The organism is Streptomyces sp. NPDC006458 (assembly GCF_040612135.1).
Classification (GTDB): Bacteria; Actinomycetota; Actinomycetes; order Streptomycetales; family Streptomycetaceae; genus Streptomyces.
On the sequence record NZ_JBEXPR010000029.1, the window covers coordinates 46,312 to 66,053 of the forward strand.

Sequence of the window (19,742 nt, forward strand, 5' to 3'; positions counted from 1 at the left end):
GGGAGGGGCAAGGGTCACGGTCGGTGCGTTCGGCCGTCAGTTCACGGCTGACCCGATCGCGACCCGTGGCCGCTCTCGTGCGCGGTTCCTCCGCCGAGCGGCCCCATGATCGCCCTCGCGTGCGGCTCCCCACCCCGGGCGTGCGCCCCCGGTCCGAGCCCGTACGAGGTCTGGTCACCTCACACTGCCTGACGTACCGTCACCTGGGTCCGCCGTCAGGGAGGTGCGGACACCCCCTGCACGCCGTGCGGGCCGGCGACGCCCTCGGTGACGACCGGACGCGGCTCTGCGTCGACCCGCTGCGGACGCCCGGGAGATGGCCGTGCCCGCCCCGCGCGAGGTGGACCTCGGCCGGACGGTCCGGCTGCACCGCTTCCTCCAGGCCCTCACGGTCGCCACCGGACAGCCCGGCCTGCCCGGCTTCCCGCGCCGTGACCGCGTCGAGGCCCGCTGCGCGCCGCTGACCGGCCACACCCCGCGCGACATGGACTCATGCACGCTGTACGCCGCGCTGCGGCACGCGATCGTCATGCTGCGGAACACTTACCGCCGGGTGCACTTCGGCCGGAGGGCCGTACCGGACGATCCGGACACACTGAACCTGCACCACGGCAGCCTGCGTGCCATGGTGCAGGGCAGTTGCTTGAGCTGAACGCGACGGGCGCGTCTCAGGCGGCCTGGCGTCGCATCGAGGGCACCCGCATCGGGCGCGAGCCCGGGCCGCCGACGTGCGAGAAGGGCTGCATCCGCCAGTCGAGACCCTGAGGGAGCGTCAGCAGCAGGGCGGTGTCCTGCTCCTGCGGCTCGAAGGTCTCGTCGGCCGGGCGGGCCTCGGTGGCTCCTCGGCCGGTACCCGGGCACACCGTGAGCCCGAACGGGTTCCACGGCGAGGCGCACAGCGCGTGCTCCGGCAGGGACTCCTCGTCCGCCAGAAGCGCGATGGGCTGCGCGCAGTCCGGGCAGATCACCCGGAACATCTCGAAGGTGTCGTACGCGTCGTCGAAGTCATCGCCGAAGTCGTCGGATTCGACGCCCTCCGGAGCGGGCTCGACGACCGGCTGCTGCCGCTTGGGCGCGGTTCGACCAGGACGCTTAAGACTCTGCATGGGATTCTCCCCCTCGGGCTGGGCCGTGAAGGCGCTGCGGCCTCGACCACAGCAAGCACTTCCCGTCCGGCATCCGAGGTAATCACGAGACCATCACGGACGTCACCCCCGGCCTGTGGCGTTCGTCACACGCCGTCCGTGTGTGCCCGAAAACGGCGTGTCGGCGCCCCCGATCCGCTCCAGCGGGGCTCGGCCGGCCCTCTGTGAGATCACGAACCTGCCATGACCACGGCTGTCGAGGTATCCGAAGAGATCAAGCGCACTGTAGGTTCTTGCGACATGGAGGAGCTGGACCGTCAGATCGTGGAGCTGCTCGTCAAGGACGGGCGGATGAGCTACACAGACCTCGGCAAGGCCACGGGCCTGTCCACGTCGGCCGTGCACCAGCGGGTGCGCCGGCTGGAGCAGCGTGGCGTCATCCGCGGCTACGCGGCCGTGGTGGACCCCGAGGCCGTCGGCCTGCCCATGACCGCGTTCATCTCGGTCAAACCCTTCGACCCCAGCGCTCCCGACGACATCGCCGACCGGCTCGTGGACGTGCCCGAGATCGAGGCGTGCCACAGCGTCGCGGGCGACGAGAACTACATCATCAAGGTCCGCGTGGCCACCCCCCACGAGCTGGAGGGCCTGCTGGCCCGTATCCGGTCACTGGCCGGGGTCTCGACGCGGACGACGGTCGTGCTGTCCACGCCGTACGAGGCGCGCCCGCCCCGCATCTGACGACCGGGCCCCGGGCGTGCGGCGTCGTGCGGCTCGGACGGGGCGACCCTGGCCGGTTCTGCGAAGACGTGTCCGGCGCCCTGCGTGCGGCGCGGGTCCCGTGAGGCGCGAGACTGTTCCCCATGAGTGAGCGCACCGCCCCGCCGAAGACCGTCCTGCTCCGCCGAGGAGAGGTCCACAGCCCCGCCGACCCCTTCGCCACGGCCATGGTCGTCGAGCGCGGCCAGGTCGCCTGGGTCGGCTCGGAGGGCGCGGCCGACGCCTTCGCCGACGGTGTCGACGAGGTCGTCGACCTGGACGGGGCACTGGTCACCCCCGCGTTCACCGACGCGCATGTGCACGCCACGGCCACCGGCCTCGCCCTGACCGGACTCGACCTGTCCGGGGTCGCCTCCCTGGAGGCCGCCCTCGGGCTGGTCCGGGAGTTCGCCGCCGCGCGGCCCGGCGACCGGGTCCTGCTGGGCCACGGCTGGGACGCCGCCCGCTGGCCCGGTGGCCGTCCGCCGACGCGCGCGGAACTGGACGAGGCCGCCGGGGGACGCCCCCTGTACCTCTCCCGGATCGACGTCCACTCGGCGGTCGTCACCACCGCGCTGCTCGACATGACCACCGGCGTCGACCGGGCGGACGGCCCCCTCACCGCCGACGCCCACCACGCCGTACGGGCCACCGCGCTGTCCTCGGTCACCGAGGCGCAGCGCGTCGAGGCCCAGCGCGCGGCCCTCGCGCGGGCGGCCTCCCTCGGCATCGGCTCGGTCCACGAGTGCGGTGGCCCGGAGATCTCCTCCGAGGACGACTTCACCGGGTTGCTGCGCCTGGCCGCCGAACAGCCGGGCCCGCGGGTCGTGGGCTACTGGGCGGAGCAGGACGTCGCCAAGGCGCGTGAGCTGGGCGCGGCCGGCGCCGCGGGCGACCTGTTCGTGGACGGCGCCCTCGGCTCCCACACGGCCTGTCTGCACCAGTCGTACGCCGACGCGGGCCACACCGGCACCGCCTATCTGGACGCGGCGGACGTCGCCGCCCATGTGGTCGCCTGCACCGAGGCCGGGCTCCAGGCGGGCTTCCACGCCATCGGCGACGCGGCGGTCGGCGCCGTCCTGGAGGGCGTGCGCGCCGCCGCCGACAAGGTCGGGCTCGACCGCGTCCGGGCCGCCCGGCACCGCGTCGAGCACGCCGAGATGCTCACGCCCGAGCACATCGCCGCCTTCGCCGAGCTGGGCCTGACGGCGTCCGTGCAGCCCGCCTTCGACGCGCTGTGGGGCGGCGAGGACGGCATGTACGCCCGCCGGCTGGGCGTCGAGCGGGCCCGCACCCTGAACCCGTACGCCGCCCTGCTGCGGGCCGGTGTCCCACTCGCCCTCGGCTCCGACAGCCCGGTCACCCCGCTCGACCCCTGGGGCACGGTCCGCGCCGCCGCCTTCCACCGCACGCCCGAGCACCGCGTCTCAGTGCGCGCCGCCTTCACCGCCCACACACGCGGCGGCTGGCGGGCGATCGGCCGGGACGACGCGGGCGTCCTGGTGCCGGGCGCCCCCGCGGACTACGCCGTGTGGCGCACCGGCGAACTCGTGGTCCAGGCCCCCGACGACCGGGTCGCCCGCTGGTCCACCGACCCCCGCTCCGGCACCCCCGGCCTGCCCGACCTGACCCCCGGTGGTGAGCTGCCGGTATGCCTGCGCACGGTCGTGGGCGGACGCACGGTCCACGTACGGCCGGGCGAGTGATCTACCGCGGCGGGCAGCTTCCAGGCCCTGTCCACCGGCCCGCCGCCCCACCTGCGCGTCCTCCCCGCCGCCCCGCGCGTTCCGCGTGGACGCGCAGGTCAGAGGGGTGTTGACAGGTGACGGCCCGGGGCCGGTAGGTTCGGCGAAGTCCACCACAGGACGCCCGACCGGGGCACGTTCGCACACTCGCCTCCGCGCCGCTGGGTCAGGGACGGTGCGCCGCACGGCACCGCCACTGGGAACCAGGCTCAGCGCACGTGCCGCGGCGGGGGATCGTTCCGGCCGGTCGGGAAGGTGTGACCCGGGTGGGGCCCGGTCGCTCAGTAGACAACGGCTCTCGGTCGATCCGCAGCCAGCGGGTCCCAGGCCGGCCCGAAGGGCGCCGGGCCCGCATCCGCCGTCCGCGCGGGCGGCCGGCTCAGCCCCTCCTGTGACATCGCCGCGAGCATACGAACGCCAGTCACGTCATCGCAGGACGGGGCCACTATGGTGGACGCCTGCGCACGGAGAAGAAGGGGCAGAAGTGAACGACGGCGACGCGACCGGAGCGGCACAGCTCCAGGGCAGGCGTTTCGGCCCGCTCGGGACGGCCTTGGTGATCATTCCGACCTACAACGAGGCGGAGAACATCAAGTCCATCGTGGGGCGGGTGCGGGCGGCGGTCCCCGCGGCGCACGTCCTCGTGGCCGACGACAACAGCCCCGACGGCACCGGCAAGCTGGCCGACGAACTGGCCGCCGACGACGACCAGATCCACGTCCTGCACCGCAAGGGCAAGGAGGGCCTCGGCGCCGCCTATCTCGCGGGCTTCCGCTGGGGTCTCGACCGGGACTACGGCGTGCTGATCGAGATGGACGCCGACGGCTCCCACCAGCCCGAGGAACTGTCCCGGCTGCTGACCGCCCTCAAGGGCGCGGACCTGGTCCTCGGGTCGCGCTGGGTGCCCGGCGGGCGCGTGGTGAACTGGCCCAGGACCCGGGAGCTCATCTCCCGCGGCGGCAGCCTCTACTCCCGTGTCCTGCTCGACGTCCCGATCCGGGACGTGACCGGCGGCTACCGCGCGTTCCGCCGCGAGACCCTCGAAGGGCTCGGCCTGGACGAGGTCGCCTCGCAGGGCTACTGCTTCCAGGTCGACCTGGCCCGCCGCGCGATCAGGGCGGGCTACCACGTCGTCGAGGTGCCCATCACCTTCGTGGAGCGCGAACTGGGCGACTCCAAGATGAGCCGGGACATCCTGGTCGAGGCGCTGTGGCGGGTGACCACCTGGGGCGTGGGGGAGCGGGTCGGCAAGGTCGTGCACAGGCGCCGGCCGTAGCCGGGCTTATCCCGGCCTGAGCCGCGTGGGGGCACACTGGACGCATGACATCAGGTGCCCCGACCCCGACCCGGCCGGAGAGGCCCCGCCGCTCCCGGCTGCGCACGTTCCTGCCGCTGGGCATCGCCGCATGGCTGGTGCTGGAGATCTGGCTGCTGATCGTGGTCGCCGACGCGGCCGGCGGGTTCACCGTGTTCCTGCTGCTGCTCGCCGCGTTCGTGCTCGGCGCGGCGGTCGTCAAGCGCGCCGGGCGCCGGGCGTTCCAGAACCTGAACGAGGCGGTGCAGCGCGGCGGCACCCCCACGGGCAGCGGTGGCAACGGCTGGATGATGCTGGGCGGCCTGCTGCTGATGCTGCCGGGCCTGGTCTCCGACGTGTTCGGCCTGATCCTGCTGATCCCTGTGGTGCAGAGGGCCGTCGGCCGCTCCGCCGAGCGCACCTTCGAGCGCAAGCTGCGCACGGCCGGCGCGGGCTCCTTGGGGGACGCCTTCCAGCAGGCCCGTATCCACCGCCCCGACGGCAAGGTCGTCCAGGGCGAGGTCATCCGCGACGAGCCGCCCGGGGACGCCCCGCAGGAACCGCGCCCGCCGCTGACGCGGTGACGCGGCCCCGCAGGAACCGCGCCCGCCCGCTGACGCGGTGACGCTCTGAGGGGATGAGCGGACTGAGCGGACTGAGCACCCGAAGGCCCCCGGGTCGACCGGGAGCCTTCGGGTGTCCGCCGAGACTTCGAGATCCGGGCATATGTCCGTCCGGACATACGCAGACGGCGATGTTCCTCCGGACATGCACAGACGGCGATGTCCCTCCGGATAAAACGCAGACCGCGGGCGCCGTACGTCGAAACGTACGGCGCCCGCGGTCATAGTCGGCGTGCGCTGCCGCAGCCAGGGTCCAACTGGGATTTATGCGGACTTGCGGCTGTCCCGGGGGTGAACGGCGATGTTCATCGCCCCGGAGCGGAGAACCGCCAGGCGCTCCTCGAGGACCTCTTCGAGTTCCTCACGGGTGCGCCGCTCCATCAGCATGTCCCAGTGCGTACGCGCGGGCTTGGCCTTCTTCTCTTCAGGGCCGTCGCCATCCACGAGGAGTGCGGGGGCCCCGCAGACCTTGCACTCCCACTCCGGCGGGATCTCCGCCTCGACCGAGAAGGGCATCTCGAAGCGGTGCCCCTTCTCGCATGCGTACTCCACGGCCTGGCGCGGGGCCAGGTCGATGCCGCGGTCCGTCTCGTAGCTGGTCACCACGAGGCGCGTGCCGCGAAGAGCTCGCTCACTCATGAATCGTGCCTCCCGGGCTTGTCGCCCACAGGACAGGTGTCGCTGTCGTCGTCATCCGGTCAACGTCCGGTCGGCGGTAAAGATTCCCGTTCAGTTTCCCGTTCCGGGTCGTGCGTCGCCGTCGTAGCCGCAGCCTTGTCAACCAGTGCAGTACCCACCGGCGCCCGGTTTGTCACCTCTGCTAGGAGATGTCACCCGGCGTTCCTGAATCTTTGACGCGCAGTAACGGTACGCCTGGCAGGCCAAAGGCGTACACTACCGCCCTTTCGCCCTGAGCGCTAAATCTTCTCAGGAACGGGGTTGCCCGCGTCGCCGATCGCCCGGCGTACGGGAACCCGGGCCAGCAGGACGAATCCCAGCACGAAGAAGGCGACGAGCGAGATGATCGCGTCCCGATAGCTGCCTGTCAGCTGGAATGTCAGCCCGAACAGCAGCGGCCCCAGCCAGCTCATCCCGCGGTCGCTCAGCTCGTACGCCGAGAAGTACTCGGCCTCCTTGCCGGGCGGGACGAGATGGGAGAACAGCGAGCGGGACAGCGCCTGGCTGCCGCCCAGCACCAGCCCGATCCCGGCGGCCAGCACGAAGAACCACACCGGCTGCCCGGCAGGCAGGAAGTAGCCCGCGGCCAGGGTCACCGTCCAGGCGACCAGCGAGCCGAGGATCGTCCGCTTGGCCCCGTACGTGCGGGCCAGTCGGCCCAGGGCCAGCGCGCCCGCCACCGCCAGCACCTGGACGAGGAGCACCGCCGTGATGAGCGTCGACTGATCCAGATCCAGCTCCTCGGAGCCGTACACGGAGGCCTGGGAGATCACCGTCTGGATGCCGTCGTTGTAGACCAGGTAGGCCAGCAGGAAGCCCAGTGTCAGCGGGTGGCGCCGCATGTCCCGGACCGTGGCCGCGAGCTGCTTCAGGCCGGGGGCGGTCGCCTCGCGCACGGGAGTGCGGCGGTCGCGCAGCCGGCGCAGCGGGATCAGTGCGAAGGCGCCCCACCACAGTCCGGCCGAGGCCAGACAGATCCGCACCGCCATGCCCTCGGACAGGCCGAAGCTGTCGTGGGCGAGATAGAGGACGAGATCGGCGACCAGGACCAGGGCGCCGGCCGCGTAGCCGAACGCCCAGCCCCGGGAGGAGACCGCGTCGCGCTCCTCGGGAGTGGCGATCTGCGGGAGATAGGAGTTGTAGAGCATCATCGCCACGGACTGCGCCGCGTTCGCGACGATCAGCAGGGCGCCGCCGAGCAGATAGCGGTCGCCGCCCAGGAAGAACATCCCGGCCGTCGCCCCGGCCCCGATGTACGCGGCCACGCCCAGCAGCGGCTTCTTGCGGCCCGTGCGGTCGGCGGCGGCGCCCACCAGCGGCATCGCCAGCACGGAGACGATCACCGACAGGGACACGGCGTAGGGGAAGAACGCTCCGGCGCGCACCGGGATGCCGAGCGGGTGCACGAACCCGTCGGCGTCCGCCGCGGACTCGGCCACCGAGGTCAGATAGGGGCCGAGGAACACGGTGAGCACGCTGGTCGAGTAGACCGAGCACGCCCAGTCGTAGAAGTACCAGCCGCGCTGCTCGCGCCGCCGGTCCGCGGCCTCGTCGACGGCCGTCCGCACGGTGTCGGTCCCCACCCGCGCCCTCGCTTCCAAGTTCTCACGCCGCGCGCGGGCGCCGGCCGGGGCGTCAGACCCAGACGCCCCGGTCCTCCATGACCTTGCGCAGTGTTTCGATGTGATCGGTCATGATGCCATCGACGCCCAGGTCCAGGAGCCTGTGCATACGCTCGGGTTCGTTGATCGTCCACACGTGCACCTGGAGCCCCCGCGCGTGGGCCGCGCGCACGAAGCGGTGGTCGACCACCTGGATGCCCGACTGCGACTCCGGAACCTGCGCCGCGACCGCCGAGGCGCGCAGCGCGGCGGGCACACCCCAGGAGCGCAACCGCAGATTCAGCACCCCGCGCGTGCCGTACGACGTGGCCAGGCGCGGTCCGGCCAGCCGCTGGGCACGCACCACGCGCGCCTCGGAGAAGGATCCGACGCAGATCCGGTCCCAGGCGTCGGTGCGCTCGACCAGTTCCAGGAAGGGGTGCAGCGCCGACTCCGCCTTGAGGTCGACGTTCCAGCGCACCCGCGGGAACTCCGCCAGGAGCTCCTCGAACAGCGGTACAGGCTCCTGCCCCGCCACCCGCGCGCGCTGGACCTCACCCAGGGTCAGGTCCCCGATCCGGCCCGCCCCGTCGGTCACCCGGTCCAGCGTGGAGTCGTGGAAGGCCACGATCCTGCCGTCGCGCGTGGCGTGGACGTCCGTCTCGATGTACCGGTAGCCCAGCTCGACCGCACGCCGGAACTGGAGGGTGGTGTTCTCCAGGCCGTCGGCCGCCCCGCCGCGGTGGGCGAACGGTATCGGGCCGGGGTGGTCGAGGTACGGGTGGCGTATGCGCGTGCTGGTCACGGACGCAGTATGGCTCCTCGGGGTTGACCGGTGGCAACGACCGTGCTGCGGTCGGATGCCGGGGGAACGGCGAACACCCGCAGGAAGAGCTGGGCGAGCGGGCCGATGGACAGCGCGTACAGGAGCGTGCCGACCCCGATGGTGCCGCCGAGCGCGAAGCCGCTGACCACGACCGCGACCTCGATCGCCGTCCGCATCAGCCGGATCGACCGGCCGGTGCGCCGGTGCAGCCCGGTCATCAGCCCGTCGCGCGGGCCGGGGCCGAAGCGGGCGGCGATGTAGAGCCCGGTGGCGACACCGTTGAGCAGGATGCCGGCCAGCATCAGCGGCACCCGGACGGTCAGCCCGTGGGCCTCGGGGAGTGCGGCGAGGGTGGCGTCCATGGCGATGCCCACCACGAAGACGTTGGAGACCGTGCCGAGACCCGGCCGCTGGCGCAGCGGGATCCACAGCAGCAGCACCGCCGCGCCCACGACGATCGACACCACGCCGATCGTCAGGCCGGTCAGCTCGGCCAGGCCCTGGTGCAGGACGTTCCACGGCTCCAGCCCCAGGCCCGACTCCACCAGGAGAGCGGAGCTGGCGCCGTACAGGGCGAGACCGGTGTAGAGCTGGATCAGGCGGCGGACGAGCCCGCCCCGTGTGGCGCCTGTGGTGCGCAAGATGTCTCCCTGGTGGTGGAAGTGGCCTGACGCATGACACTCTGTGGCTCGGGAAACCATGCCATCCATGGCCAATTCCGGGAAGGTGGACTGAAAACCATGGCTCAGTGGACCTCGGCCGTCGGGGCGGCCCAGCTCGCCCGGCTCCTCAAGTCGCAGCAGGAGCGCCCCGCGGGCCCCGGCACCCGCCGCCCGCCCGCCTATCGCGCCCTCGCCGACGGCGTCCGGCTGCTGGTGCTGGAGGGCCGCGTCCCGGTGGCCGCCCGGCTGCCCGCCGAGCGGGAGCTTGCCCTGTCGCTGTCCGTCAGCCGCACCACCGTCGCGGCCGCCTACGAGGCGCTGCGCGCCGAGGGCTTCCTGGAGTCCCGGCGCGGCGCGGGCAGCTGGACCGCCGTGCCCGCCGGGAATCCGCTGCCCGCGCGCGGCCTGGAGCCCCTGCCGCCCGAGGCGCTCGGCTCGATGATCGACCTCGGCTGCGCCGCCCTGCCCGCCCCCGAGCCCTGGCTCACCCGCGCCGTGCGGGGCGCCCTGGAGGAGCTGCCGCCGTACGCCCACACGCACGGCGACTATCCCGCCGGGCTGCCCGCGCTGCGCACGATGATCGCCGAGCGGTACAGCACGCGCGGCATCCCGACCATGCCCGAGCAGATCATGGTGACCACCGGCGCGATGGGTGCCATCGACGCCATCTGCCATCTGTTCGCCGGCCGCGGCGAGCGCATCGCCGTCGAGTCGCCCTCCTACGCCAACATCCTCCAGCTGATGCGGGAGGCCGGGGCCAGGCTGGTGCCCGTCGCGATGGCCGAGGGACTGACCGGGTGGGACATGGACCGCTGGCGCCAGGTGCTGCGCGAGGCCGCGCCGCGCATCGCCTACGTCGTCGCCGACTTCCACAACCCCACCGGCGCCCTGGCCGACGAGGACCAGCGCCGTCGCCTGGTGGAGGCCGCCCGCTCGGCCGGGACCGTGCTGGTCGCCGACGAGACCATGACCGAACTGTGGCTGGACGAGGAGATCGCCGGGGTCATGCCGCGCCCCGTGTGCGGCTTCGACCCCGCCGGATCGACGGTCATCACCGTCGGCTCGGCCAGCAAGGCATTCTGGGCCGGCATGCGCATCGGCTGGGTGCGCGCCGCCCCGGACGTCATCCGCAGCCTGGTCGCCGCCCGCGCCTACGCCGACCTGGGCACGCCCGTCCTGGAGCAGCTCGCCGTGAACTGGCTGTTCAGCACCGGCGGCTGGGAGTCCGCCGTCGAGGTGCGCCGCGCCCAGGCCCGGGAGAACCGGGACGCGCTCGTCACGGCCGTCCGGCGGGAGCTGCCGGACTGGGAGTTCGAGGTGCCGCAGGGCGGTCTCACCCTCTGGGTGCGCGCCGGTGGTCTGTCGGGGTCCCGGCTCGCCGAGGCGGGAGAGCGGGTCGGCGTGCGCGTACCGTCCGGACCGCGCTTCGGGGTCGACGGGGCGTTCGAGGGCTATGTGCGGCTGCCGTTCACCGTCGGCGGGGCGGTCGCGGAGGAGGCGGCGGTACGGCTTGCCGCGGCTGCCCGGCTGGTGGAGAGCGGGGGGACGGCGGGGACCGAGGCGCCCCGCACCTTCGTGGCGTGAAGCCGCGTACGACATGAGAGCCGGGACGGGGGGACCCGTCCCGGCTCTCGGCGGTGCCGCGTCCGGTCAGCTCTCCGCTGCCATCGCCTCCGTCGGCACCTTGTTCACGGCCAGTTCGCCGACCGGCACCTTGTCGACCGGCACTTTCTCGATCGGCACGTTCTCGATCGGCACCTTCGTCATGGGCAACTTGTCCACGGGCACGCTGTCCAGGGAGATCTTCGCCACGGGCACGTTCTCCACGGGCACGTTCTCCACGGGCACGCTCTCCGCGGACACGCTCTCCACAGGCCCCTTGTCGAGCGGCGTCACCGGGACCGTCACCGGCTCCGGCGGTGCGTCCACCGGCTCCGGCGGTGCGTCCACCGGCTCCGGCAGGGCGTCCGCATGGGGCGAGCGCGGCGGCAGGAGGTCGAGGACGGCCTGGCGCTGGGCGTCGCTGGTGGCGTCGTCGTAGGGGTCGGGTGTGGCGGGCACCTGGAGGCGGAGCACCGGGCCGGTGCCCAGCCGGGCGTAGCCGCGGCCGGGCGGCACATGCGGGACGGGGGTGGTGTGGGGCGGGGCGCCCAGCACCGACCGCAACTGCTCGGCGGTGGCCGGTCCGAGGACGACACGCGCGCGTGTGTGCTGTCGTACGGCGTCACCGAGCAGATCGAGATGGTCGAACTGTTCGGCCACCACCACGGTCACCTGGGCGGCGCGGCCGTGCCGCAGCGGCAGCTGGAGCAGGGACAGCGGGTCCGGCTGCCCCTCGGCGGGGACATGGCCGAGCGCACCGGGGCGGTCCAGCAGGATCCACAGCGGGCGCCGGGTGTCCTCGGGCGGCGCCTGTCCCGCCTGACGGGCGCGGTTCAGCTCGATGAGCCGGCGCTCGGTCTCGTGCGCGGCCCACTCCAGGGCGGCCAGCGCCCCGGGCGCGCCGCACTCGACCGCGAGGACGCCCTCCCGGCCGGTGAGACAGGCGTACTCGCCGGTGCTGCCGCCCTCGACGACCAGCACGTCGCCGTACTGGAGCGCCTGGAGGGCGATCGAGCGGACGAGGGTGGAGGTGCCGCTGCCGGGCTGGCCCACCGCCAGCAGGTGCGGCTCGGTGGAGCGGATGCCGGTGCGCCACACGACGGGCGGGACGTCGCGCTGCTCCTCCCCGTGGGTGAGGGGGAGCGTGCGCGGCACCTCTCCGGGATCCGTGAAACCGAGGACGGTCTCGCCGGGCGAGGTGACGAACCGCTGGGCGGCGATGTCGGTGGGCAGCGGGGCCAGCACGGTGACCGTGAGCTGGTTGCCCTCCTCGTCCCAGGCGAAGTGGTACTCGCGGCCGCGCCCCGACTTGGCGGTGAGCAGCTGCTCGATCCGCGTTCGGGCGGCCGGTTCGCCGTCCGTGAAGTACGCCGGGTAGCGGACCACGAGGTGGCTGATGCGGCCCGAGTCGTCGAACTCGAAGCCGGACAGCCCCTTCTCCCAGTCGCCGCCGTGGGTGTACAGCGGGTCCGGGTCCTCGGCGGCCGAGAAATAGGGGACCAGGGCCTCGTACAGCGACTGGAGGCGCTGTGCCTGGGACTCGTCGGGGCCCTCAGGGGCGGCCGGGGTGCGGTCCCTGCCGTGCCAGGCCGCGGCCGCCATCAGGGTGATGACGGCCAGCAGCGGGCCGTACGGCACGAGCGCGACGACCAGGATCACCGACGCCACCAGGAAGAGCAGCGGTCCGCGCTTCTCCTTGGGGGTCTCGGCCCATCTGCGCCGCCCGGCGGATGCCAGCCGGCGCAGACCGCGGGTGATCGTGATCAGCGGATGGAGGACGTCGGTGGCGCTGTCGGCCGCCGTCCGGGCCAGCTCCCGGCTCCGGGCGATCTGTGCGCTGCCTGTGCTCAGGATGCGGGGGAGGGGGCGCCGGGCCACTTCTGTCTCCTGAAGGTACGTGCGGACGGGGTCTTCGGCGTCAGAACTTGATGCCGCCGAGCAGGCTCGCCAGGCTCTCGCCGCCGGCCTTGATGCTCGGCGCGATGGCCGTACTGGCCAGATAGAAGCCGAAGAGGGCCGCGACGAGGGCATGCGACGCCTTGAGTCCGTCCTTCTTGAAGAAGAGGAAGACGATGATGCCGAGCAGGACCACGCCAGACATGGACAGGATCATTTGAGTTCTCCTGGTTCGCGGGGACAGTCACCATGAGTACTTCCAGGCTCACAGGATGTATCCATACGATAAAAGGTGCAAATGGGGGAAATTCTCAATATTTCGCCCGGATGGCGGAGTCGTGGAGGCGTCGCCTGAGCAGGGAAGTTGCGTCGAACGGGTCTCGCGCTGATCTTTGCCTCGGGCGGCTCCGGTCATGTGCGCCCGCAGCCAGTACCCTGGCGGTTCACCTGAACGGCTGTAAGGAGAGGTGGACCGGCCGATGAGTGAAGCCCCCGACCCCGAGGTCGTGGAGCTCGCGACCAAGATCTTCGATCTGGCCCGGCAGGGGCGGACCGAGGCGCTCGTGGCGTATCTGGACGCGGGAGTTCCGGCCAGCCTCACCAATGACCGCGGCGACTCCCTCGTGATGCTCGCCGCCTACCACGGCCACGCCGACGCGGTGCGTGAACTCCTCGCCCGCGGGGCCGAGGCGGACCGCGTCAACGACCGAGGCCAGACCCCGCTCGCGGGGGCGGTCTTCAAGGGCGAGGAGGCCGTGATCAGGACCCTCCTGGAGAGCGGCGCCGACCCGGCCGCAGGCACGCCGTCAGCCGTCGACACCGCACGCATGTTCGGCAAGACGGACTTGCTCACACTGTTCGGAACGCACTGATCCGAACACCCTGACCAGGGAATACACGGTCCCTGGCGGGTTACGCAACGGAATACGGGGGAGGCGGTACAGGGCCGCCGGATATTTCGGTCGCGGCATCGAAGAGCGCCGAGTCATCATGACGTCGTGATTTACGGACGCGATGGCTGGGCAGGTGTTGCCGCACCGCGCGGGCCGTGATGCGGCCCGCATGGGCCACCGACGAGAGGCAGAGGAAGATGGTCTACAGCAGGCATGAGACGGCGGGCGCCCCGACGTGTTGTCACGCGGCCAGGTAAAGCACGTTTCCCGGTTGCGTCGACGCTTGATGTGAGGCTGTTTCCCATGTTCGATCCGGTCATAGCGCCCAGCGGTACGCTGCTCGGCCTGCTTCAGCGGGGCCGCGGCGACGGCACTCTGCACGCGCTCACCGCCCCGCGCGCCGAGGCACTCGCGGCGCTCAACCACTGTGTGGTGCGCGACCCCCGCCACGACTGGCAGGTGGAGAACCGCTCCCTGTACTACGCCCGTCTGTACCTCGACCTGGGCGGCGAACTCGACGCCATCGAGGCCCATCTCTTCGACCCCGAGGACATCCTCGACACCGAGGACTGCCGCACCGGCCTCGCCCTCGCGGTCCTCGGCCATCTCGCCTCCTACGGCAGGCGCGACGCGCTCGAACTGCTGCGCAGGTACGCCGCCCACGGCACCAACTGGGCCTGGGCCCTGGACGAGCTCGCCCTGCGCGACGACGACGCCGGACTGCGCTCGCTCGCCGATCCCGTGCTCGCCCGCTTCCCGCGCGATCCCGAGGGCGACGCCGAACTGGCCGCCACCGTGCGCGACGCCTTCGAGCCACGGCCCTGGCGGCTGTGGGCCGACGACTCCCGCGACTGGATCGCCACACGCGTGCGTGCCGCCCACGAGACCGGCTGCTTCGACCGCTGGCAGCGCCAGATGCGGCCGTCCGGACCCCGCCCGGGGTGGAGCGTCCAGGCGGTGTTCGACTGGGCCCAGCAGGGCATCGAACGCGGCACCGCACTGCACGTCCCCGCCGCCCGCTGCCTGAGCGCCGTGGCCGGACCCGAGGACCGCCCCGAGATCCTCGACGCCGCCCGGACCGGCACCGAGGGCGCCCGCTGCACCGCCCTGCGCTATCTCGCCGACAGCGACGACCCCGCCGCCCTCGACCTGATCGAGCAGGCCGTCACCACCGGCCCCACGCCGGTCGTGGAGGCCGCCGTCGAGTCCTACGAGCGCATGCGCAGCCTCGCCGCCGTGGAGCGCGCCCGCCGCTGGGCCCACCGGCCCGACCCGCTCGGCGCCGCCGCCGGACGGATGCTCGCCTGCCGGGGCGGGGCCCAGGACAAGGACCTGGTCCTCGGCGCCCTGCGTGAGGCCGTACGGGGCGAGGGGCCCGACGGGCCGACCCTGTGGACCCTGGTCGACGGAACCGGCCGGCTCGGCATCGCCTGCGCCGCCCCCGTCCTGCGCCACATCTACCGTGAGACGGCGTCCTCCCATCTGCGGGGCCGGGCCGCCCGCGCCCTCGCCGCCACCGACCCCTCCTTCCCCGCGGGATTCGCCGTCGAATGCCTGTGGGACTGCGAGGAGAGCACCCGCGAGATCGCCGCGAGGTACGCCGAGACCGGTGACAACCGCGTCGTCGACCGGCTCCGCCGGCTCGCCGCCGACCCGGCCGAGGAGGCCGAGGTCCAGACCGCCGTACGCAGCCGTATCGGCACCGAGACACCCCCGGCCTGAGCCCGGCCGCACCGGTACGAGGCAAGTGACGCCTTTGGCCGGAAAACCCCGTACGAGCAACACAGCGGGCGGTTCCCCGCCCGCCGGGTGAACAGGGGATGACTCGCGGGTCAGGCGCGCATGGACGCCGCCTGGCCCGCGCGGGTGCGCAGCTCAACGCTCATGGGACGTTCCCGCACCGGAAAGATCCACGTTGACGCGTCCACGTCCGGTACGGCGACAACACCCATATGCGTGTCGTCATCGTGACCGAATCCTTTCCCCCCGATGTGAACGGCGTGGCCCACTGCGCGCTCCAGACCGCCCGGCACCTCGTCGACCGCGGTCACGCACCCCTCGTCGTCGCACCGGCCACCGCCGCCGGTACCGGACCCGAGGCCGACGCCCATGCGCCGTGCCCCGTCGTCCGCATCCCGTCCCTTCCGCTCCCGGGCTACCCCCAGGTACGCGTCGCCCTCCCCAGCCGACGCGTCGCGGGCGCCATCGCCGACCACCGCGCGGACATCGTCCACCTGGCCAGCCCCTTCGTCCTCGGCGTGCGCGGCATGTCCGCCGCCGCCAAGCACGGCGTGCCCGCCGTGGCCGTCTACCAGACCGACCTGGCCGGATACGCCCGCACCTACATGGGCGCCGGCGAGGCGGCCGCCTGGCGGCGCATCCGCTCCGTGCACGCCGCCGCCGACCTCACCCTCGCCCCCTCCAGCGCCGCCCGCAGCGACCTGGAGGCCCACGGCGTGCCTCGCGTGCACCTGTGGCCGCGCGGTGTCGACACGGCCCGCTTCCGGCCCGAGCTGCGCGACGAGAACCTGCGCCGTGAGCTCGCCCCGAACGGCGAGCTGATCGTCGGCTACGTCGGCCGGCTCGCCCCCGAGAAGCAGGTCGAACTGCTCGCCGGGGCCTGCTCCCTGCCCGGCGTGCGCGTCGTGGTCGTCGGCGACGGACCGAGCCGGGCCCACCTGACCGAGGCGCTGCCCGGCGCCGCCTTCCTCGGCCGCCGCACCGGCGATGACCTGGCCCGGATCTTCGCCTCGCTGGACGTCTTCGCGCACACCGGCCCCTTCGAGACCTTCTGCCAGACCGTGCAGGAGGCCATGGCCAGCGGCGTGCCCGTCGTCGCCCCCGCCGTCGGCGGCCCCCTGGACCTCGTGGACCACGGCCGCACCGGACTGCTGGTCCCGCCGCGCGACGTCGGCGCCGTACGCGACGCCCTCGTCACCCTGGCCGCCGACCCCGCCGCACGCGCCGCCTACGGAGCCGCCGGACGGGCCGCCGTCGAGGGCCGCACCTGGGCCGCCGTCGGCGACCGGCTCATCGGGCACTACGAGAACGTGCTGCTGGCCCGGAAGGCGGTGCTGGCGGCATGACCGGTCAGTCGCTGCGGATCGTGCGGGTGGCGAACTTCGTCGCCCCCGCCTCAGGCGGCCTGCGCACGGCACTGCGCGAGCTGGGCAAGGGGTTCCGGGCCGCCGGCCACGAGCCGGTGCTCGTCGTGCCCGGTGAGCGGCACACCGACCAGGACACCGAGCAGGGCCGCGTGATCACCCTGCCCGGCCCGATGCTGCCCGGCACCGGCGGCTACCGCGTCCTCGCCGACAAGCGGCGCGTCGCCGCCCTCCTGGAGGACCTCGCCCCGGACCGCCTGGAGGTCTCCGACCGCACGACCCTGCGCTGGACGGGCCGCTGGGCGCGCCGCGCCCGGGTGCCCGCGGTGATGGTCTCCCACGAGACCGCCGACGGCGTGCTGCGCACCTGGGGCCTGCCGGAGGGCTTCTCCCGGCGCGCCGCGGACTCCCTCAACGTCCGCACCGCGCACGTCTACTCCAAGGTCGTGTGCACCACCGAGTTCGCCGAGCGGGAGTTCGTCCGCATCGGCGCCCGCAACGTCGTACGGGCCCCGCTGGGCGTCGATCTGATCGCCCGCCACCCCGCTCTGCGCTCGGCGGCACTGCGGGCCCGCTACGCGCGCGTGGACGAGACCCTGCTGGTGATGTGCTCCCGGCTGTCCGTGGAGAAACGGCCCGGCACCGCGCTCGACGCCCTGGTGGCGCTGCGCCGCCGCGGGGTGCCCGCGGTGCTGGTCGTCGCCGGGGACGGACCGCTGCGGCCCCGTCTGGAGCAGCGGGCGCGGGAGCGCGGCCTGCCGGTGACCTTCCTCGGCCATGTCTCCGACAGCGGGCTGCTCGGCGCGCTCCAGGCCTCCGCCGACGTGTGCCTGGCGCCCGGACCGGCCGAGACCTTCGGGCTCGCCGCCCTGGAGGCGATGGCCTGCGGCACGCCCGTGGCCGTCAGCGCCACCTCCGCGCTGCCCGAGGTGATCGGCTCCGCCGGAGCCGCCGCCGCCGACCACGGGGACGCCTTCGCGGAGGCCGTCGCCTACCTGCTCGACCGCCCCGACGCCGGGCGCCGCGAGGCCGCACGCGCGCGTGCCGAGTGCTTCGGCTGGGGCGCCGCCGTGGAGGCCTTCCTCGCCGCGCACGAGGCGACCGTCCTCGCGCCCCGGGACACGGTCCTGCCCGGAGGCACGGCATGAGATCCGTCCGCTACGTGGCACTCGGGGACTCCCTCACCGAAGGAGTGGGCGACCGAGTGGCAGACGGGTGGCGCGGCTGGGCCGCGCTGCTCGCCGACGGACTCGACCTGGAGTCCGTCGAGTTCACCAACCTCGCGGTCAGCGGGGCGCAGACCCGCGACATCGTGGACTCTCAGCTCCCCGTCGCACTCGCCCTGAAGCCGGACGTCGCGTCCGTCCTCATCGGCGTCAACGACACCCTGCGCTGCACCTTCGACATCCATGCCGTCGCCGCCCGGCTCGACCGGGCGTACGCGGCCTTCGCCGAGCAGGGCACGGTCGTGCTCACCGCCTGTCTGCCCGACCCCGGCGCCATGCTCGGACTGCCCGGCTCGCTGGCCCGCCCGCTGGCCCGGCGCCAGCGGGCGGTCAACACCGTGGTGCACGCGCTGTCCGAGCGCTACGGGGCCGTGCATCTGCACGCCAGCGAGGGCGGATGGCTGACCGACCGCGCCCTGTGGAGCGCGGACCGGCTGCACCCGGGCGAGCGCGGGCACCGGCAGATCGCCCTGCGCTTCCACGAACTGCTCGCCGAGGCGGGCCTGGCGAGCGGGAAGCCGCCCGAGACGGAGCCGGAGTTCCCGGAGCCCACCCGGGCGGCCGGCCTGCTGTGGCTGGCCACCGCGGGCACCGCCTGGGTGGCCCGGCGCTGCACCGACCTGCTGCCCCAGCTGCTGCGCCTCGCGGCCGACGAGACGCGTCACCGCGTGCGCGGCACCAGCGCCCGGCTCGACCTGCGCGCCGCCCACGCGGTGGCCATGGCCCTCGCCGCGCTGTCGGTGGGGGACGGGCCCGAGCCGGAGGCGGCGTAGAACGCCGGCCGACGGGGCGCCCGCACCGGTTCGTGCCGGTGCGGGCGCCCCGTGCCGCTCGCCGTTACGGCTTCCGCGGCTCAGCGGCGGCGCACCGGAACGAACCTGACCGGTGTCCCCGGCGCGGCCTGAGCGGCGGCCGGGAGGTCGGCCCGGCGTACGACGGCGACGACCGGGTAGCCGCCGGTGGTGGGATGGTCGGCGAGGAACACCACGGGCCGGCCGTCCGGCGGGACCTGGACCGCGCCGAGCACCATGCCCTCGCTCGGCACCTCACCCGCACGGGCCCGCTCCAGGGCCGGGCCCTCTGTACGCAGCCCGATGCGGTTGCTCGCGGCGGAGACGCGGTACGCGCGCGTGGTGAAGTCGCGCAGCGCCCGGTCGGTGAACCAGTCGTCGCGCGGGCCCGGGGTCACCCGCAGCACCAGCTCCGCGGGCGGGGCGGGCTGCGGGGCCACATCCACGCGCGCGTGGCACCCGGCCGCGGGTCCCAGTGGCAGGACGGCGCCGTCGGCCAGCGGTGCCGGGCCGAGCCCGGACAGCAGGTCGGTGGAGCGGCTGCCCAGCACCGGCTCGACCGCGACACCGCCGGAGACGGCGACATAGCCCCGGACGCCCGCCACGGCCGGACCGACGTCCAGCAGCGCCCCGGCGGGCACGCGCACCGGGGCGCCCCAGGCGGCCGGGCGTCCGTCCACCGTGACCGCGCAGGGCGCGCCCCCGACCGCGACGGTGACCGCGGAGCGGGGCCGCAGGGCGCAGCCGGTGAGGGTGGTCTCCAGGACGGCGGCGTCGGGCGGGTTGCCGACCAGACGGTTGACGAGCGCCGCAGCGGGGCCGTCCAGTGCCCCGGAGCGGGGCACACCAAGATGGGCGTACCCGGGCCGCCCCCGGTCCTGCACGGTGGTCAGCGCCCCGGCCCGTACGACGCACAGCGCACGATCGGTCATACGTCACCGCCGGCAGCCGCGCTCT

The 19,742-nt window shown here is 73.5% G+C and carries 18 protein-coding genes and 1 pseudogene; 11 read left to right on the plus strand and 8 right to left on the minus strand.

Going from position 1 to position 19,742, the window contains the following annotated elements; all coding sequences use genetic code 11:
* Positions 1–313: 313 nt before the first annotated feature.
* Positions 314–652: pseudogene (locus ABZZ79_RS31605) on the plus strand (phosphotransferase family protein); the annotation flags it as partial.
* 16 nt (positions 653–668) lie between these two features.
* On the opposite strand, the gene ABZZ79_RS31610 reads toward ABZZ79_RS31605, so the two are convergent.
* Positions 669–1,106 carry a hypothetical protein gene (locus tag ABZZ79_RS31610; RefSeq protein ID WP_356694619.1) on the minus strand — a complete coding sequence of 146 codons (438 nt, stop codon included), beginning with the start codon at positions 1,104–1,106 and terminating at the stop codon, positions 669–671.
* A 279-nt stretch (positions 1,107–1,385) separates the two neighbouring features.
* Here ABZZ79_RS31610 and ABZZ79_RS31615 point away from each other — a divergent pair, with 279 nt between their 5' ends.
* The 4 genes from ABZZ79_RS31615 (at position 1,386) to fxsA (ending at position 5,467) form a co-directional block, all read left to right on the plus strand.
* Positions 1,386–1,826, plus strand: coding sequence for an Lrp/AsnC family transcriptional regulator (locus tag ABZZ79_RS31615; protein ID WP_356694694.1), 441 nt, complete (start codon positions 1,386–1,388; stop codon positions 1,824–1,826).
* Positions 1,827–1,948: 122 nt separating this feature from the next.
* Positions 1,949–3,550, plus strand: a complete 1,602-nt coding sequence (locus ABZZ79_RS31620; RefSeq protein WP_356694621.1) for an amidohydrolase — start codon at positions 1,949–1,951, stop codon at positions 3,548–3,550.
* 523 nt (positions 3,551–4,073) lie between these two features.
* A complete protein-coding gene (locus ABZZ79_RS31625) occupies positions 4,074–4,865 on the plus strand; it encodes a polyprenol monophosphomannose synthase (protein WP_356694623.1) in 792 nt (263 codons plus the stop codon).
* A gap of 44 nt (positions 4,866–4,909) precedes the next feature.
* Entirely contained in the window at positions 4,910–5,467 is a 558-nt protein-coding gene (fxsA, locus tag ABZZ79_RS31630) for an FxsA family membrane protein (protein ID WP_356694625.1), read from the plus strand.
* A gap of 303 nt (positions 5,468–5,770) precedes the next feature.
* Here the strand turns inward: fxsA and ABZZ79_RS31635 are convergent, their stop codons facing one another.
* From ABZZ79_RS31635 to ABZZ79_RS31650, 4 genes are all read right to left on the minus strand, one after another.
* The gene (locus tag ABZZ79_RS31635; protein ID WP_009187548.1) at positions 5,771–6,145 is read right to left on the minus strand and encodes an RNA polymerase-binding protein RbpA; all 375 of its coding nucleotides are present in this window, start codon (positions 6,143–6,145) and stop codon (positions 5,771–5,773) included.
* Between the two features lie 278 nt (positions 6,146–6,423).
* Positions 6,424–7,767 carry an MFS transporter gene (locus ABZZ79_RS31640; protein WP_356694627.1) on the minus strand — a complete coding sequence of 448 codons (1,344 nt, stop codon included), beginning with the start codon at positions 7,765–7,767 and terminating at the stop codon, positions 6,424–6,426.
* Positions 7,768–7,819: 52 nt separating this feature from the next.
* A complete protein-coding gene (locus ABZZ79_RS31645; RefSeq protein WP_356694629.1) occupies positions 7,820–8,590 on the minus strand; it encodes a glycerophosphodiester phosphodiesterase in 771 nt (256 codons plus the stop codon).
* Positions 8,587–9,252, minus strand: a complete 666-nt coding sequence (locus ABZZ79_RS31650) for a hypothetical protein (protein WP_356694631.1) — start codon at positions 9,250–9,252, stop codon at positions 8,587–8,589. Before ABZZ79_RS31650 ends, ABZZ79_RS31645 begins: the two co-directional genes overlap by 4 nt.
* 99 nt (positions 9,253–9,351) lie before the next feature.
* On the opposite strand from ABZZ79_RS31650, the gene ABZZ79_RS31655 reads away from it, so the two are divergent.
* Positions 9,352–10,857: a PLP-dependent aminotransferase family protein gene (locus ABZZ79_RS31655; protein WP_356694633.1), complete on the plus strand. Its 1,506-nt coding sequence runs from the start codon at positions 9,352–9,354 to the stop codon at positions 10,855–10,857.
* A gap of 66 nt (positions 10,858–10,923) precedes the next feature.
* On the opposite strand, the gene ABZZ79_RS31660 is transcribed toward ABZZ79_RS31655, so the two are convergent.
* Together ABZZ79_RS31660 and ABZZ79_RS31665 are read right to left on the minus strand one after the other, a co-directional pair.
* Positions 10,924–12,753: a hypothetical protein gene (locus ABZZ79_RS31660; RefSeq protein ID WP_356694635.1), complete on the minus strand. Its 1,830-nt coding sequence runs from the start codon at positions 12,751–12,753 to the stop codon at positions 10,924–10,926.
* Positions 12,754–12,793: 40 nt separating this feature from the next.
* Positions 12,794–12,988 carry a hypothetical protein gene (locus ABZZ79_RS31665; protein WP_356694637.1) on the minus strand — a complete coding sequence of 65 codons (195 nt, stop codon included), beginning with the start codon at positions 12,986–12,988 and terminating at the stop codon, positions 12,794–12,796.
* Positions 12,989–13,250: 262 nt separating this feature from the next.
* Between ABZZ79_RS31665 and ABZZ79_RS31670 the strand changes: the two genes are divergently transcribed.
* From ABZZ79_RS31670 to ABZZ79_RS31690, 5 genes are all read left to right on the plus strand, one after another.
* Complete coding sequence (locus ABZZ79_RS31670) at positions 13,251–13,643, plus strand: ankyrin repeat domain-containing protein (RefSeq protein ID WP_356694639.1); 393 nt, start codon at positions 13,251–13,253, stop codon at positions 13,641–13,643.
* 324 nt (positions 13,644–13,967) lie between these two features.
* Positions 13,968–15,386, plus strand: coding sequence for a HEAT repeat domain-containing protein (locus ABZZ79_RS31675; RefSeq protein ID WP_356694640.1), 1,419 nt, complete (start codon positions 13,968–13,970; stop codon positions 15,384–15,386).
* Between the two features lie 230 nt (positions 15,387–15,616).
* A complete protein-coding gene (locus ABZZ79_RS31680; RefSeq protein ID WP_356694642.1) occupies positions 15,617–16,750 on the plus strand; it encodes a glycosyltransferase family 1 protein in 1,134 nt (377 codons plus the stop codon).
* Positions 16,747–17,916, plus strand: a complete 1,170-nt coding sequence (locus ABZZ79_RS31685; protein WP_356694644.1) for a glycosyltransferase — start codon at positions 16,747–16,749, stop codon at positions 17,914–17,916. Before ABZZ79_RS31680 ends, ABZZ79_RS31685 begins: the two co-directional genes overlap by 4 nt.
* A complete protein-coding gene (locus ABZZ79_RS31690) occupies positions 17,913–18,767 on the plus strand; it encodes an SGNH/GDSL hydrolase family protein (protein ID WP_356694646.1) in 855 nt (284 codons plus the stop codon). Before ABZZ79_RS31685 ends, ABZZ79_RS31690 begins: the two co-directional genes overlap by 4 nt.
* Positions 18,768–18,847: 80 nt before the next feature.
* On the opposite strand, the gene ABZZ79_RS31695 is transcribed toward ABZZ79_RS31690, so the two are convergent.
* On the minus strand, positions 18,848–19,717 hold the full coding sequence (locus ABZZ79_RS31695; protein ID WP_356694648.1) for a biotin-dependent carboxyltransferase family protein: 870 nt from the start codon (positions 19,715–19,717) through the stop codon (positions 18,848–18,850).
* Positions 19,718–19,742 lie beyond the last annotated feature (25 nt).